The sequence below is a fragment of the Flavobacterium daejeonense DSM 17708 genome, from assembly GCF_000425425.1.
In the GTDB taxonomy this organism is placed as follows: Bacteria; Bacteroidota; Bacteroidia; order Flavobacteriales; family Flavobacteriaceae; genus Flavobacterium; species Flavobacterium daejeonense.
This window is the reverse complement of sequence record NZ_AUDK01000002.1, coordinates 96,447-114,285: the sequence shown is the minus strand read 5'-3', so window position 1 is coordinate 114,285 and position 17,839 is coordinate 96,447. Positions and strand designations below refer to the sequence as shown.

At 34.5% G+C, this 17,839-nt stretch carries 10 protein-coding genes; all 10 read right to left on the bottom strand.

The genetic code is table 11. The annotated features are described in order from the left end of the window. Positions 1-109 precede the first annotated feature (109 nt). The gene (gene infB, locus H599_RS0102380) at positions 110-3,007 is read right to left on the bottom strand and encodes a translation initiation factor IF-2 (RefSeq protein WP_026712643.1); all 2,898 of its coding nucleotides are present in this window, start codon (positions 3,005-3,007) and stop codon (positions 110-112) included. 49 nt (positions 3,008-3,056) lie between these two features. Beyond that, complete coding sequence (nusA, locus tag H599_RS0102375; RefSeq protein ID WP_026712642.1) at positions 3,057-4,310, bottom strand: transcription termination factor NusA; 1,254 nt, start codon at positions 4,308-4,310, stop codon at positions 3,057-3,059. A 13-nt stretch (positions 4,311-4,323) separates the two neighbouring features. Then, positions 4,324-4,788 carry a ribosome assembly cofactor RimP gene (rimP, locus tag H599_RS0102370; protein WP_026712641.1) on the bottom strand — a complete coding sequence of 155 codons (465 nt, stop codon included), beginning with the start codon at positions 4,786-4,788 and terminating at the stop codon, positions 4,324-4,326. Between the two features lie 191 nt (positions 4,789-4,979). After that, entirely contained in the window at positions 4,980-6,200 is a 1,221-nt protein-coding gene (locus tag H599_RS0102365; protein WP_035141057.1) for a M24 family metallopeptidase, read from the bottom strand. A gap of 45 nt (positions 6,201-6,245) precedes the next feature. Then, the gene (locus H599_RS0102360) at positions 6,246-7,208 is read right to left on the bottom strand and encodes an ornithine cyclodeaminase family protein (protein WP_026712639.1); all 963 of its coding nucleotides are present in this window, start codon (positions 7,206-7,208) and stop codon (positions 6,246-6,248) included. A gap of 16 nt (positions 7,209-7,224) precedes the next feature. Continuing rightward, positions 7,225-9,426, bottom strand: a complete 2,202-nt coding sequence (locus H599_RS0102355; protein ID WP_026712638.1) for an alpha-galactosidase — start codon at positions 9,424-9,426, stop codon at positions 7,225-7,227. Between the two features lie 40 nt (positions 9,427-9,466). Next, the gene (locus H599_RS0102350; protein WP_155960727.1) at positions 9,467-10,840 is read right to left on the bottom strand and encodes a DUF6055 domain-containing protein; all 1,374 of its coding nucleotides are present in this window, start codon (positions 10,838-10,840) and stop codon (positions 9,467-9,469) included. A 24-nt stretch (positions 10,841-10,864) separates the two neighbouring features. Then, complete coding sequence (locus H599_RS0102345; protein ID WP_245600476.1) at positions 10,865-13,030, bottom strand: family 43 glycosylhydrolase; 2,166 nt, start codon at positions 13,028-13,030, stop codon at positions 10,865-10,867. An 11-nt stretch (positions 13,031-13,041) separates the two neighbouring features. After that, positions 13,042-15,144 carry a beta-galactosidase gene (locus H599_RS0102340; protein WP_155960726.1) on the bottom strand — a complete coding sequence of 701 codons (2,103 nt, stop codon included), beginning with the start codon at positions 15,142-15,144 and terminating at the stop codon, positions 13,042-13,044. Between the two features lie 5 nt (positions 15,145-15,149). Next, positions 15,150-17,837, bottom strand: a complete 2,688-nt coding sequence (locus H599_RS0102335; protein WP_026712634.1) for a DUF5695 domain-containing protein — start codon at positions 17,835-17,837, stop codon at positions 15,150-15,152. Between the last annotated feature and the right edge of the window lie 2 nt (positions 17,838-17,839).

The window sequence follows — 17,839 nt, the reverse complement described above, 5'->3', positions numbered from 1 at the left end:
CACATAGCCAATATAATTTTCTCTTTGAACAAAATTTCCTCAAAAAAAACCTAAAATACAAAAAATCCCGATTACTCGGGATTTTTCTTATAAAATATATTTCGAAATATTATTTCAATTTTTTCTTAATTGCTACTTCGTGGTACGCTTCAATCACATCATCAATTTCGATATCATTGAATCCTTTAATTTGGATACCGCAATCGTAACCTTTGGTTACTTCTTTCACATCGTCTTTGAAACGTTTCAAGGCTACCAATTCGCCTTCGTGAACAACTACTCCATCACGTATAATTCTAATTTTCGCCTGACGGGTAATCTTACCATCCGTAACCATACATCCGGCAATAGTGCCCACTTTAGAAATTTTGAACAACTCTCTGATAGAAGCATTTCCTAAGACTTCCTCTTTCATTTCCGGAGCAAGCATTCCTTCCATTGCATCTTTCAAATCATCGATAGCTGCATAGATAATAGAGTAGTAACGGATATCGATTTCCTCTTTATCAGCCAACTGTCTTGCATTTCCGGCAGGACGAACGTTAAATCCGATAATAATTGCATCAGAAGCAGAAGCCAACATAACGTCGGTTTCAGTAATTGCTCCAACCCCTTTATGAATAATATTGATTTGAATTTCTTCAGTCGATAATTTAGAGAAGGAATCCGATAATGCCTCAACAGAACCATCCACGTCTCCTTTAAGGATTACGTTCAATTCTTTAAACTGACCTAATGCAATACGACGACCAATTTCGTCCAAAGTAATATGACGTTGTGTACGTACGGATTGTTCACGCATCAATTGAGAACGCTTAGCCGCAATTTGTTTTGCTTCTTTTTCATCTTCAAATACACTGAACTTATCACCTGCAGTAGGCGCTCCATCCAGACCTAAAATAGATACCGGAGTTGACGGTCCTGCTGCTGTAACAATATTACCCCGCTCATCATGCATTGCTTTCACTTTACCATGATGTTTACCTGCTAACAGATAATCTCCAATTCTTAAAGTTCCGTGTTGAACCATGATAGTCGAAACGTATCCTTTACCTTTATCTAAGAAAGCTTCCACAACAGCTCCCTGAGCCAATTTACCAGGATTTGATTTCAAATCTAAAATCTCAGCTTCCAATAATACTTTTTCCAAAAGGTCTTTTACACCAAGACCTGTTTTGGCAGAAATATCATGCGATTGGATTTTACCTCCCCATTCTTCAATAAGCAAGTTCATACCCGCTAATCTTTCTTTAATCTTATCCGGATTCGCATTTGGCTTATCGATTTTGTTGATAGCAAAAATGATCGGTACACCAGCCGCCTGAGCATGTGAGATTGCCTCTTTGGTTTGTGGCATGATATCATCATCGGCAGCAATTACGATAATAACAATATCTGTCAATTGCGCTCCACGGGCACGCATCGCGGTAAACGCCTCGTGACCTGGTGTATCTAAGAAGGCTATTTTTTGACCATTCTCTAATTTCACACCATAAGCTCCAATGTGCTGCGTAATACCTCCGGACTCACCGGCAATTACATTTTCTTTACGAATGTAATCCAGTAAGGAAGTTTTACCGTGGTCAACGTGACCCATTACAGTTACAATTGGCGCTCTGTTTACTAAATCTTCTTCTTTATCTTCAACTACTTCAATAGCATCTTCGATATCCACGGTGATAAATTCTACATCATAACCAAATTCGTCAGCAACAATTGTTAAAGTTTCTGCATCCAAACGTTGGTTCATGGTTACCATGATCCCTAAAGACATACAGGTTCCAATTACCTTAGTAATAGGCACATCCATCATGATGGCAATTTCACCTACGGTAACAAACTCGGTTACTTTAAGGATTTTGCTTTCTTCATCTAATGCTCTTTGCTCATCATCCGATTTTTGACGGTGCGTATCTCTTTTATCTCTTCTATATTTAGCCGCTTTAGATTTCCCTCCTTTTTTACCTTGAAGTTTTTCTAAAGTCTCTCTAATTTGATTTTTAACTTCCTCTTCTGTTGGCTCAACTTTAGCTACAATCGCAGGACGATTTCCTTTATTAAATCCAGGTCTTGCGCCTCTGTCTTTATTAGCGTTAAAACCTCCACCTGTATTAGGAGTTATTTTATTTGGATTAGGAGTTCCCGGAGTTCTTTGTTGATTACCTGCATTAGGAGCCGGCGCACCTGGTTTAGGAGCAATTCTTTTACGTTTGCTTTTATTAGCATTCGCACCCGGCGCTCCCGGAGCAGCCGCTTTATTGGCCGCATTTTTAAAATCTTCTTTTTTCTTCTTAGGCTTCTCAAATTGAGACAGATCAATAGTTTGACCTGTTAATTTAGCCCCGGAAAGTTTTTGATACTGAGTAGCAATAGCGTCTTCTGCCGGAGCCTCCTCTGTTTTTGGAGCTTCTTTAGCCGGAGTCTGAGATTCAGCCTTAACGGCTTTCTCCTCTTTTTTAACTTCAGCTTTAGCTGTATTTTCAGGAGCGGCTTTAGGCGTTTCAGCTACAACTTTCTCTTCTTTTTTGTCTGAATCAGTTTTTTCTGGAGAGCTAATTTTAGCAGCCGGTTTTTCTTCGGCAACTTCAGGCTTAGTAGCGCTTACTTTTTCTTCAGCTACCGGAGAAGGAGTAGGTTTCGGATTTAAATCAATTTTTCCAACTTGTACAGGTCCTGAAATTACCGCTCTTGCTTTAATTACTTCCTGTTGTTGTCTTTGTAATTCTTCTTCCTGCTTACGTTTATCTTCCGCTTCTCTGTCGCGCTCAATACGTAATGCTTCTTTTTCTTTTCTCTTCTCTTCGCTTACTTCTTTCGAAGCCTCTTTTTTCCCTCTGTCACCCGCAAACTGACCGCACAGGATATCGTATACATCATTAGAAATTTTTGTGTTCGGATTTGACTCAATCGCAATCCCTTTATCCTTAAGATAATCCACAGCTCTTTCTAAAGAAATATTCAATTCCCTTAAAACTTTGTTTATTCTTATTACTCTCTCTTCAGACATATAAACTTTTTAATATTACCTATTCCGTTGTGTTGTTAGAAGCATAGATCTAACTATCAAACTCTTCTTTCAATATTTTCATTACATCTAGAATTGTTTCTTCTTCTAAATCTGTTCTTCTTACTAAATCTTCTACGTCATGTTTCAAAATACTTTTTGCAGTATCCAATCCAATTTTCGCAAATTCTTCAATAATCCACTCATCGATTTCATCTGAGAACTCTGTTAATTCTACATCGTCTTCATCAGCAGTAGTACCTTCAACATCACCTTCTCTGATAACATCTAACTCATAACCTGTTAATAAACCGGCTAATTTAATATTGTGCCCTCCTCTACCGATAGCTTTTGATACTTCTTCTAATTTCAAGAACACATCTGCTCTTTTGGTTTCTTCATCAATCTTGATTGAAGATACTTTTGCAGGACTTAACGCTCTTGTTATAAACAATTGAATATTATTAGTATAATTAATAACATCAATATTTTCATTTCCTAATTCACGAACGATACCATGGATACGAGAACCTTTCATTCCCACACAAGCTCCTACCGGATCAATTCGATCATCATAAGAATCCACCGCTACTTTAGCTTTTTCACCTGGAATTCTCACTACTTTTTTAATCGTAATTAAACCATCGAATACCTCAGGAATTTCCTGTTCAAATAATTTTTCCAAAAACTTCTCAGAAGTTCTGGACATAATAATCTGAGGTTTGTTTCCTTTTAATTCAACGCTTTCAATAATTCCACGAACGTTATCTCCTTTACGGAAAAAGTCAGATGGAATTTGTTTTTCTTTTGGTAAAACAATTTCATTTCCTTCATCATCCACCAAAATAACCACTCTTGGACGCACGTGATGTACTTCGGCAGTGTAAATATCCCCAATTAAATCTTTAAATTGTTTGTAAAGATTGGTGTTATCGTGTTCGTGTATTTTTGAAATCAAGTTTTGACGCAAAGCCAAGATAGCTCTTCTACCTAAATCAATCAATTTCACCTCTTCCGAAACTTCTTCTCCAATTTCAAAATCAGCTTCAATTTTTCTGGCTTCAGTTAAAGTAATCTCTTCATTTTCGAAATCCAAATCTTCATCAGCAACAATTACTCTTCTTCTCCAAATTTCCATATCACCTTTATCAGGATTGATAATGATATCGAAATTATCATCTGATCCGTATTTTTTCTTCAATGCATTTCTAAATACATCTTCTAAAATTGCCATAAGCGTTACACGATCAATAAGTTTATCATCTTTAAACTCTGAAAATGAATCGATTAATGCTAAATTTTCCATGCGAATTCTTTAATTAAAATGTTACTGTAACAACTGCCTCTTTAATATCTGTATAAGGTATTTGTTGTTCTTTCTGTACTGTTTCTTTTCCTTTCCCTACTTTCTTAGGCTCTCTTGCTTTCCAAGACAAAATTATGAAATCTTCATTAGCATCAACTAATTCAGCTTCAATTTTTTCAGTATTTGTAGTCACTATCAAAGTTCTGCCAATATTTTTAATATATTGACGTGTCAATTTTAATGGCGAACCTATCCCTACCGAAGCTACTTCCAAAGAATAATCCTGCTCTTCTCTGTCTAACTTACTTTCAATTGCACGACTAATATCAATACAATCCTGCAAAACTACTCCGTTATCATCATCCAAAGTAATCATCACTTTAAATGCATCAGTAATAGTTAAGTCAATTAAAAAAAGTGAAGACTTTTCCTCGAGAACCTCTTGCAATAACGAACTTACTTTTTCTTTAAATGTCATATTTTTTTATAAAAAGAGGGGACATTTAGTCCCCTCATTATCTAGATTTTAATAAATAACGCTGCAAATATAGTGTTTATTTTTAGAAACCAAAAATAATTACCCCTTGTTAATCCTTTTCTTAAAGTTTCAATAAACAAACTACAACAAATTTAAAAGAAAACTAACATTCGATTCTCTTCTTTAACCCTTTAATAACCAAAAGGATTTTCAATACTCTCCATAGGTATTGTAAACCACTGAGGACCATTTTTTGTCATATAGAAATGATCTTCGTGCCTGATTCCAAATTTCCCTGGAATACAAATCATTGGTTCATTACTAACAACCATTCCTTCTAAAAGTTGAATCTCACTTCCTCTTACTAAATATGGGTATTCATGAATATCCAAACCTGTTCCATGACCTACACGGTGCGGTAAACCCGGCAAACTATAATCAGAGCTCAAACCTGTATTTGCTAAAGTTTTTCGGGCAGCGTCATCTACTGAACCGCATGTAACACCAATAACTGCTGCCTCAAAAGCAGCTAATTGCGTAGCTTTTTCTAAATTCCAAATTTCTTTATATTCGTCAGAAGGGGTACCGTAAACATATGATCTGGTTATATCCGAAAGATAACCTTCTAGACGACAACCGGTATCAACAATAACTGCATCATTTTCTTTTAAGACTTGAGGAACAACCACACCATGAGGATATTGGGTGTCATCTGAAAACAAAACAATACAAAAATAAGATCCCGAAGTTATACCTGCTTTTTTATGTGCTTCATTGATAAAACTAACCACTTCATCAACACTGATACCTGGTCGTAAAATCTTAGCAGCTGCCCTTTGCACCACCATCGTAATCTCTTTTACCTGCTTTATAATAGCCAATTCATTTGCTGATTTTTGCATGCGACATCCGGCAGTAATTTGCTGAGCGGTTTGAATACTACAGGATGGATTTGCTTTTAAAATTCCATCTGCCAAAAAATATGATGCCGATTCATCAATAGCTAAAGTTGCAGTGGTTTTGTTTTTCGTTTTTAACAATTCATTAATTAACTCATAAGGTGATTCATGTTCTTCCCAACAATAAATTTTTGCCTCAACCTGACTGTATTTTTTAAAAGTACCTTCTTCAAATTTTGGAACTATATACACTAAAGTTCCGTCATCAAACAACAAAGCACCAACCATTCTTTCCGAGGGATTCCATTGTGTTCCGGTAAAATAATACAAATTAGTACCTGCATTCAAATACATCACTTCAACAGAATGCTCTTTCATTAAAAAGACTGCCTTTTGCATTCTTGATTGATATTCATCGATTGTAATTGGTTTTACATTTTGAGTCATATCAACAATTTTTTCTAACTCTATAGCAGCTGTCGATCCACCCACTCCAATTGTCTTTTTTGTCATTCGCAAAAAATAATTAATTGTTTATAATTGTAAAAAAGTTTTGTTTTACTCCTTTGAATCAAATAACTGATAAAAATAAGATGCCGCTATTAAATCCTCTAAAGCATGTCCTACAGATTTAAAATAAGTAATTTCAGTATCTGAACTCCTTCCTTTTTTAACATTAGAACACAACTCAAACAAATCAGCTTTGATACTTTCTTTAGTAATAATACCGTTAGTCAATGGAATCAGGATATCACCACTTTCTTTTAGTCCGCCTTGATAAGTATCTAAAAAAACAGATGATTTTAAAATCGCTTCGTCATCAGCTTCTCTGGTATTTTTTTTATAAGCCCCCACTAAATCCAGGTGTTGTCCTTCTTTTAGATATTTTCCAAAAACCAAAGGAGTAGGAGACAATGTCGCTGAAGAAATAATATCTACTTCGGAAATTTTATCCTCTATCTGTTCAATGGCAGTACAAGTAAACGAAAAATCTTTTAGAATATTTACAATTTTCTGTGCTTTCTTTTTATCTCTTCCCCAGATAAAAACTTGTTTAATAGGTCTTACACTAGCATGAGCTTTAATTAAATCAACAGAAAGTGCACCTGTACCAATCATCAACAAAGAACTGGAATCAACTCTGGAAAGATAACTACTTGCCAAAGCGGATGTTGCCGCAGTTCTTTTAGCTGTTAGCGATTTTGCATCCAAAATAGCATTAATATTTCCTTTATGAGCATCCAAATAGATATACGTCCCCTGAATGGCCGGCATATCATATTTACCATTATTAGGACTCACAGTCACTATTTTTACACCTAAATTTTTCCCCGGATTAAAAGCAGGCATCAATAACAAGGTAGAATCCTTATCTTCTTCCGGATTAGAAAAATCATGATGGTGGCGCATAGGAACTTCGATATCAGAATTTGAAAACCCATCTCTCAGTGTCTCAATCAATTCATTAAAATTGCAATTTTTTTCTATGTAATCATCTGATATATGATGAATTTTTTTCATGTTCTTTATTCAAAAATTATTCAACTGCATTAATTTCGAGAATCACACTAGACTCTGGTTGAGAAGAAGAAACTTTCAAACCAATTTTCATTAGAAAATCACCTGAACAGACATTGCCTGATTCCTCAAAACTCTTTCTTCCGTGAGGCATACTATTGATTTCTTCTACTTTATATTTTTTATTCACATCAAGCCCTTTAAACTTTACTAAACCATAATTAGGATCCGTAAGTGGTTGTAAAGTATATGAAAAAAGAACTGAATGATTCTTCTCTTTATCAACATACATCAAAACCGCTCTGGTATCTTCATACGGAGAAACTAATCGATATAAATCTCCTTTCCAAATTGTAGGACTCAATCGTTTATAATTGACAACAGCATCCTGACAAAATTTAAGTTCATCTTCTTTTAATCCACCAACATGAATATCAAATCCTAATTTACCCATCATAGCCACATCCGTCCTGAATTTGATGGATTGTTTTCCCATTGAGGTAACATGATTACAGGTTGCCAAAGCAGGATAAAAATAAGAATATCCCCATTGAATAAAAATACGATTAAAAGCATCTGTATTATCACTAGCCCAGAACTCAGTAAAATAGTTCAACATTCCATAATCTACCCTTCCTCCACCACCAGCACAAAGCATCATTTCTAAGTTTGGGTACTTTGCCTTAATACGATCCAGTACTTTATAAAGCCCATTTGTATATTCAATAAACAGATGCGATTGTTGTTTTTTTAGATAATTAGAATAAGCACTAGTCATCATTCGGTTACAATCCCATTTAAAGAACGAAACTCCTGATTTAATTTGCATAATATCATCTACAACTTTAAAAACAAAATCCTGCACCTGAGGATTGCATAAATCCAAAACAAGTTGCGTACGGTAAACATCTTTTGCTCTGTTAGGCAAACTTAAAACCCAATCCGGATGTTTTTCATAGAGTTCTGTTTTCTCATTAATCATTTCCGGCTCAATCCAAATTCCAAATTTTACTCCCGTTGCTGTTGCCTGATCCATCAAATAACCAATTCCATTGGGCAAAATTGCCTTAGTGGCCTGCCAATCTCCTAATCCTGATGTAGAACCGCTTCTTGGATATTTATTTCCAAACCAACCATCATCTAGCAAAAACATATCCACTCCCAGTGTTTTAGCATCGGAGAACATATTCGTTAATTTTTTTTCATCAAAATCAAAAAAAGTAGTTTCCCAATTATTCAATAAAGTAAGTCTTGATTTATTTCCATCTTTTAAGCCATAATTCATAGCCCAGGAATGTAAATTTCTACTAGCCAATCCTTTTCCCTGATTGGAAAAAGTATAGATAAAAACTGGTGTTTTAAAAACCTTTTGAGGTTCTAGACTATACTCTGAAGCAAATTCATTAATTCCCGAAATAATTCGAAGTTCATTATTATTGTCCAAATCAAATGTAAATTTGAAATTTCCTGACCAGGCAATTGTTCCAGCCAAAACTTCTCCGGTTTCTTCGGTTGATTTTGAATTTAAAGACAGGAAGAAATTAGGCGCTGCAAACATATTGGTTCTTACCCCCAACTTAGAATCAATTATCTTTATACCTTTGGTTAATTGACTTTCTTCAATCCTAACTTCCTCAACAACATCACTGTAAAACTGAGTTAACCAATATTTATCAGCATCTAAATGCAGCGCTGATGAAGCGTAATTATATAAGGTAATAGGTTCTTTTTCTTTGTGTTCGATTACTGTCCAGGACTCAACTACATTTTGTTTATAAAATGCTTTAAAGTGTAATTCTACAAATACAGGATATTGAGGATCCTTTAATTTTATGATTGTTTCAATACAATTGTCATCTATCTTTTTAGTGCTATGCTTTTGATATTCTAATTCTAATGAAGGATTTCCATCGTTATGTGTCACACGAATTGCTGGTTCAAATAAATTAGTTGTTCCAAAAGTAGGATAAGCAGCATGACGTAAATCAATCAATGGATTTCCATCATTAACTACAAATTTCTTTATATTTTCCTTAGAAACAGCCTCGTATTCTGCATTGTTATTCAGCTTAGTTCCAATATAGGTTTGATACAATTTATGATCAAGTCCTATCTTTAAAACATGAGCAAAATTTTCAGTTTCGATACGAATCATACTCCCTTCTTGTGCCTGGCTATTGAAATATATCATTGAGAATATAAATAATAAGATTGTATTCATTTTTTTAAATTTTATAAAATGTAAGCTTTTTTAAAAAATGCTATTCAAGTGTAGTACCAGATAATTTAAACTGATAAGGCCATTGTTCATCTGGTGTTTTATTTTGATTAGCGTCCCGTCTATTAGGGCGCTGCCAATGTTCTTTTGGAGCCCCCATAACTACTAACCAAAAATATTCTGTATTTTGAGGAATCTTAAACGATACTTTATCATTCGGTTTTTTAAAAGTCTTGCTATAAACCCGCTGTCCGTTTTTTAATTGTGCAACAAATCCATAATGCCATGCCGCATTTTCAACTTTAACATTTGAAAAACCTTTAGCTCCTGAAATTCCTTTAAAATCTAATTTTACTTGGGTTCTAAATTCTGGGACTCTTAATTTTATTCCATTGTAACCATAGTTTTGAGGACAATTAATAGAATCTACCTGATACCAACCATTTTCTAAAAGATTTACTTTGGCATAATGTGTATTAGCATATTTCTTAGCAACTGAATCAATTCTCATTAAATCCCAAGTAATAAATCGTCTGGAGGCATCAAACATTTCATCATTGAATTGGTCTTGAGAAAGCTGATTCAAACGCTTATAAGTCAATACAGGATCTTCACCTTTTTCTGTGTTACGCATGAGTTTTCCATAGAATTCTTTACCATGCTTTTGTGACCAATACTCAATTACAAATGGAGAATGATAGGTATTATAAGGATGTAAAAAACCATAATGCGTACCTTTTAAATAATCAACCAAATGATAATTTTCAAAAGTAATCCAGTCAGAATATACTTGCCAGAGCATGTATTGTGCTGACATTTCCTGAATAACACCTGAAGGACCTTTTCCTGAATCAGCATTACTTAAATATTGAAAACTATGTCCTAATTCATGAGCTAATACGCCATATGGTTCTTTATTTACACGAACAGCTGGTGTCCAAAAGATTCCTACCTTATTTTCCTCTCCTCCTCCAAAAGCCGCTTTCTCTTCTCCTTTAAATACATAAACCAGAATCTTGTATTTATCTGTTAAAGAATGACCTGATTCCACAAGTTTTAATTCGTTTACATAAACATTATAGATTCTTTCGCATTCACTCAACATTTTGACCGGATTAAATCTTTCTGTTTCATCTTTATTTGTCATTGGATCTTTACCATAATCCTTATGCCACAATATTGCTACATTATCCGAAGTGACCATGTTCTCAAAATTATAATCACTATTTGGATTAGCATAGTCGTTTCCTTCGGGAATCATCCACACCTTAGAAGGTATATACAACTCTTTCTTTAGTTTTTCCTGAGATAAAAGACAAAAAGAATTAAAACACAATATCAATGCTAAAAAAGTCCCAAATGGTTTCAAAATCATCAGCTGTACTTTATTTTTAGACAAAATAATTCGTTTTCTCATTTTCATATTCTTAATACAATATCTTTAAAGCAATCCTTTTGGCTTTGTAGTATTCATTAGTTTCAAAAGTTCCTGCTGATCAATTGCATAATCATACATTTGTAAAGAAGCCATATCTCCTGAAAAATTCTCTCCAATATCAGAAGCTCCAATTATAATTTTTGCTTTATCAATTGCTGAAGACAACAACATACTTTGAGAATTGTCTAAAACACCATCAACATATATTTTTTCGACAACTCCATCAAACGTTACAACAATGTAATGCCATTTGTTTGCTTCAGGTAATTTAGAATAACGCATATCAAAATGACCATCTAAATGAGCTACAGCTCCATAATTACCACTATTATATGCCAATGCATTATAAGAATTAGCTAAACTAAATTGATGTCGATCACACCAAGAGGCGATAATCTCTCCTTCATTTGCGATTTCAGGATTTTTAACCCAAGTTGTCACAGTAAACGATCCATTCCATGCTAAGGTTTTTGGAACAGCTTTATCCAAGATTAAAGCTCCGTTTGTAAAATTTAAAGCCTTAATTCCTTCTTTCTTTTCTATAGATACTGTACCACTTTTGGTAAAAATTCCACCTAAACTTCCTTTATTAGGAATTGAGTTTAAACCATTATTATCTTTAATGGTATCAACATTAAGATCAACTAACAGTTTTTTTGAACTTACAGGAGCAACTGCTTTATCAGATTTTTTATTTTGCAATTGCAAAGGAATGTCAAATAACGAACTATATACTTTAATATTCCAAACAGCAGCATACAATCCCATCTTTTCCGTTCCTAAAACAGTTAATTTTAGATAACGCGCTTTTACGTCATTATCATCAATCATTGGACTTCCGGCTATCAGATTTTTAGATTTATCAGCATACAAATTCCATTTATTTCCATCAACAGAATATTCTAATTTGTATTGGTAATAATAGCTGGCAAATTCAAATTGAGTCATCACCCTTTTTATTGGTTTAATAAAACCTAAATCGATTGTCAAATCTTGCGGTGAACTGTTATTGGCAGCTTTCCACATTGTTCCATTATTATCATCAGTAGCGTAAGAAGATTTATACTCATAATCATATTGTGTAGATTTCAAATGATAAGAAGAAGCTATTGTTTTTGCCTTGAAAGCAATATTTTCAGGCACATCAGATTTCATCAAATTATTAATTCCTTTTATTGTGGGAACAACTGTTTTTATAGTTGAATCATTTTCAAAAATCATTTTATCAATACAAACCTGTCTGGCAAGACCTCCGCGTGTCATAGGATAATCATGCTTATGATATACAATGTAATAATCTTCTTTTTCTTTTAGTACCGAATGATGTCCCGGACCATGAACTGTCTGATTAGCATTTGTACTGAGAACAGGATTGTTTTTACCTGGTGTAAAAGGTCCGTAAGGAGAATCTGCATAAGAGTAGCGAACATTATAGGTTTCGTCATGACAAGAAGCTCCCGAATACATTAAGATATATTTACTACCTTTTTTCATCATATAAGCTGCTTCAAAAGGCTCTGGTGTTTGTACCAAAGGTATATTCGTTGAATTTACCATATCTTTCATAGTGTTCTTATTGAGTTCACCAACAGCGTATCCTCCATTGTAATGCACCCAAGTCCCCCAATAACCATATACTTTACCATCGGTATCCGTAAAAAACTGAGCATCTAGTGAAGGAAATCCATCTCTGGGATATCCGTTTGAAATCACAGGAACATCATTATCACTTAATTTAATCCAAGGTCCAACAGGAGTATTAGAAACATAACCATAAATATTACAGCCCATTTCACAATTTCCAAAATATAGATAATACTTCCCATCATTCCCTTCTACAATGTCCGGAGCCCAAAAATTTGTGATAGATTTCGCTGAAAAAGAAGGAATTTCCATGGTATAATTGTACCAATTTTGAAAATCTTTACTATACCAAACTGTAGGTGCTCCCGAAGCTAACATTTCGTTATCAGTAGTCGCGTATATATAATAAATATCGCCAAATTTTTTAATAGTAGGATCAGCAAACCATCCCGGTAAAATAGGATTTTTGACTCCAAGAGCATTAATATCAGTATCTTTTTGAGCTAAAAGAGTTTCTGTAAAAAAAAGTATGACTAAACTGCATAATAATTTATTGTCCCACATCATAAAGCAAACATTATTCATTTTTTAATTCCTCAATATTTCCACACCAAAACATCTGCAGTTTTTATATCATTTTTCCCAATAACAACCTTAGCATTAGATGGTAAATCAATATGAAATACTTTATCCGTATAATTCACAGCAATACCAAAGCCGTCACGATATTCAACCATCACACCTTCCGGATAATTCTCAATAGAAATATTCTGCTGTTTGTACAATTTCGTCAAAACCTGTTTTTCAAGATCCCCATTTTTCGAATCTAGCCCAATATAAGTCACAGTTCCTTTACCTAGTTTACGTGAAATAACAGCTGGTGTCCCTGCATAAAAATCACCCTGATACGTTGCCCAAACAGCTGTCCCTTGATTTGGCTTTAATAAATCGCCCCAACTAGTCCATGTAAAATCTTGATCATTATACTTAACCGTTCCTGGAGATTGTGCCATAAGTAAATCATAAGAATCTATTTGAGAACCTATTAAATCCCACATTGGCTCATAAAATTTGGCTTCCCATAAATGCCCCAAACGATTTTGAATTCCTGAACGACAACTTAACACTAAATTCCCTCCATTCTTTGCATACAAAGTAAGTTTATCTATCATTTTTTGATCAATCATCTGATAAGCAGGCACGAGTAAAACAGGATAATTAGCAAAATCAGTTGTATCCCGAACAAAATCAACAGGTGCACCAAAAGATTTTGCCGCCTTATAATATTTCATAAAATGGCCAAGCGTACTCCACTCTCTTGTTTGCTTATTTAGGTCAATTCCCATTACATTATCAGCATTGAACAAAATAGCTGTTTTACGTTTTAGATAAAAATCAGGCAAGGTAGCCTTAGCATCATATTTTGTACGTAGTGTGCCCAATTCCTTGATAAACTGAGCAAATTCCTGACCTCCCGGAGTTGGTGTAACCCCATCTGTCCCCACAATCCCATAATGAAATTGTTCATAACCATACAACGGAGCACGATAACGATAGGTACAAGTAAACTTACTACCACCAGCAAAAACATGCCATAACCATAAACGAACAGCACCTGGTAACGGCTGTGGATTTATACTTCCCCAGTTTACCTGACCCGGTTGTAATTCCATACATCCATACATTCCTTTTATTGGACGAAAAAAATCGTTTGACATCGCTACGTCAGTATAATTACCTAATCGATATCCATTTTTACCTATTCCTAAACTTCCTCCATAAACTATGTATCGCGTATAACAATCAAAATCTAATTCTTTACTCATCCCTACAAAACTTTCATTGTAATTGGATCTGTAATTAGACGTAATCCACTGGTCCTTTGTAATGTTCTTACGAATAGTAACAGCCTGAGAATCGAGAAAAGTAGCCGTTTCCTCATCTGCAAATCGGTAATGGTCTAATTGTGCATGTAAATTCATCCCCCATTCTCTGTGCAATGGAATATTAACTTGATTAAAAGAACTGTAAGTTCCACTCCAAAAACTATTACCCCAAGCATGATTTAAGGTCTCAATCGTTTTATATTTGGCTTTTAACCATTCGCGGAAACGTTGTTGCGCATCTGCTCCATAATCCAGAAAACGAGCAGGTTCATTATCAACTTGCCAACCAATGATATTTTTATTATTCCCATATTTTTTAGCTAATTGCTCGATCATTTTCAACGAATAAATCCTATAATAATTACTTGAAAATGAAGCATGTTGTCTGGAACCATGGTCTGTTTTTGTACCATCCTCATAAGTACAAAGTATGTCCGGATGCTTGCGCGTTAACCAGACAGGAGGAGTAGCTGTAGAAGTACACATTACAATTTTCAAATTGTATTTTGCAGCAATGGCTACTGCTTTGTCTAACCATTTAAAATCGTAAACTCCTTCCTGTGGTTCTAATTCAGCCCAGGCAAATTCACCAAAATGAGTAAATTCAAAACCCATTTCAGCAATCTTTTTCAAATCACGATCCCATTGACTTGGGTCCCAATGTTCAGGATAATAATAAACCCCTACTGTAGTTAGGTCTTTCTTTGGAAAATATTTATCAAATTTTTGAGCATTTAGATTGAAGCCAAAAAAAATACTCAAAATGACAAAAAAAACTTTTTTAAAAAAATGTGATTCCAATATCTGTCCCATTTGAATTATAATTTAATTTGAATCTCTTTAGTTTTTAATGGAATTTTGAAAGCATCTCTAGTTTTCTCATAAGATAATTTCACTTCCTGATCTACTCTTAAATAAGCGTAAGGCGTATAAGCAGTTTTAGCATCTAAAGTAATTTCAACTTCTTTAGTTTTTGTGTTATAGCGTACCTTTTTAAATGTGCCTGAATCTAGGGTCAGCCACATTTTTTTAGGAGCGATATATACCTTAGATTTTGCTGCAGTTGTAATTGCTACTTCAACAACATCACCTTTTGTTTTAAGATTTCCTCCAAAAGCCAGCCAACCCAAATCTTTCTCATAAGTGATAAAAGTAGCCGTGTTTACAGCATAACCAAAAAACCCGGAACCATAATCTCCCGACAGATAATCAATGCGAAGAGTCTCAGGATAGGAGTGAAAAGCAGCAGGCCCAAAACCATCTTCTGTAATATTTGAAATTCCACCTAATAACCCACCATATCCTACTTTTAACAAATGAAAATCATCTGGCGTTTTTCTGAATTGTTCTAAAACAGGAATAGCATTCAAAGCTGACCCGTAATGATGAATCTGACGCTCTACTCTGGACAATTTTCCTCCATATAAAAAATCCCAATACCTACGTGCATTCCCATTGTAAGCCCAATGCGGCATTACTGGCATATAAGCCAAGATTGCATCTAATGTTACCTTTGCTTTATCATCATATCCAAAATAATCCGACCACATATAAACTTCTTCCTGACCTGTAGAATCCCAAGGCATTTCACTACCAAATGGATAATTTAGTGTTCTCCAATGATCAGCTCTACTTTTCATTTTAGCTTCTAAATCATTTGCCATTTCAGTATAACCTTCGGTTTTCAAATCTTTTAATATCAATAAAAAAACCGTGCCTTCCATTTGACCAAATTGTGCATAATAAGGAGCTAGCGTTGTCATAGCAATACTAGTTTCATAAGCATTTTTCAAATACCAATCCCAAGATTGATTTGTTACCAAACCTTCATGATAACGTGCCAAACGGTACATTGCCCAATGTGCTGCAGCAACGTGAGGATAATTATAAGATCTTCCCGGATCATCTGAAGCTTTTTTGTTCCATGCTGCCCAAGTTCCATAATTAATATCCTTGCTATAAGTCCCTTCCGGCATTAATTTTGGCTCATAGTAAAAAACACTCTTTTTAACACCAAATTTATTTTTCCCGTCTTTATACTGAATAACTCCCCAAAGTGTACTATCTACAAATTGTTCCAGTTTTTTTATTTCTTTTACATCTGGCTGAACCAACTGCTTCATAATAGCAGCTAACCAACCACCAGCTCCTCCTTCATCGCTAAGTCCTGCTACCCATACACGGCTATCCTGACTTAATTGTTTCTTTGTTTCATAATCATATGAAATCACAGAAGGATTTCTATGAAAAAGATCATCTTTTTGGTCAAACCATTGAGCAGTTGTCAAAAAATGGCCAAAATCTGCAATAACATTCGTTTCTGATTTAATTATTTTATAATTAATTGTTTGTTCCAAACCATCCTCATAAACTACTGTTAATCGGGCTCTACCCCATTTCTTCCCATGAACAATATATTCTGCAAAAGATTTTTTATCCTTTGATTCCTTTTCTATAACTAAAGCTCCTTCAGGTTCCACTTTAAAAGTCTTAACCGCCTTATTGTATTTTAGAAAAAGATGTCCGTCTACATCCTGAGGTAAAACATAACCTGGAACTCCTAATGCGACTGGACGTTCATTTTTAATCAAAGCTGTTTGAATATTTTTGATTTCGTCAACCAATACCAACTTTAATGAAAAGTTTTGAGTTGCTCCCGATTTTAAAATCAAAGACGTAGGTGTATTCCATTGTTCCGCAGCTTTCCATTCATTTTCGGCATAAGCCTTACTAAATGGCATCCACTCATGAAAACCTTCAAAAACTATCGTTCTGGGTGTAGGATCATCTAATAAAGGACGGTAGGCTTCAAAAGGCATGTTTTGATCAGGAAGCACTAATAAAGCCGGACCATGACCACTTAATCTTTTCACTTCAAGATAACCGGCATCTTTACCAATGTATGGATCATAAAATACATTTTTAATATGCGTTTCGTCTAATGTTTTTCCTTCCAGAATATTATTAAAAACCATAGGAATTCCTAAAGCTCCTATTTCTAAATCAGCATTGGTTTTATTAGTAATCTCAAAACGTAAAATTAAATTTCCGTCTTTCTCTTCATAAAAACGCTTTATCGTTACAGGAATATTTGCAGGTAATGTATTCGAAAGATCGGCTGCCGCTATAATATTTCCTGAAACCTCTAACGGAATTATCGCAGTACGTTTAGCAGCTGTCGAATAACTTTCCCAACTTCCATTTGCAGCTTTAATTCGAAGATTAATATCCCCTAAATGATAGAGCCCATCTTTATCTCTAATAGCTAATCGGTCACCTGGAGTAAAATCAAAACTCTTATCCGAAAGCGGGGATAGTTCCGCAACAGTTTGAGAAGACTGAAGCAATTTAAGTGCAAAAGATTTAGTAGTCAAATTAATAAATCCTTTATCTACTTCAAGCGTTGCTTTTTTTGCCTTAATTTTATCCCAATATTCTTGCGCCTGTAGATTATTTGATACTATGTAACAACAGATAAACAAGACTAATAAACGTGTTTTTTTCATTT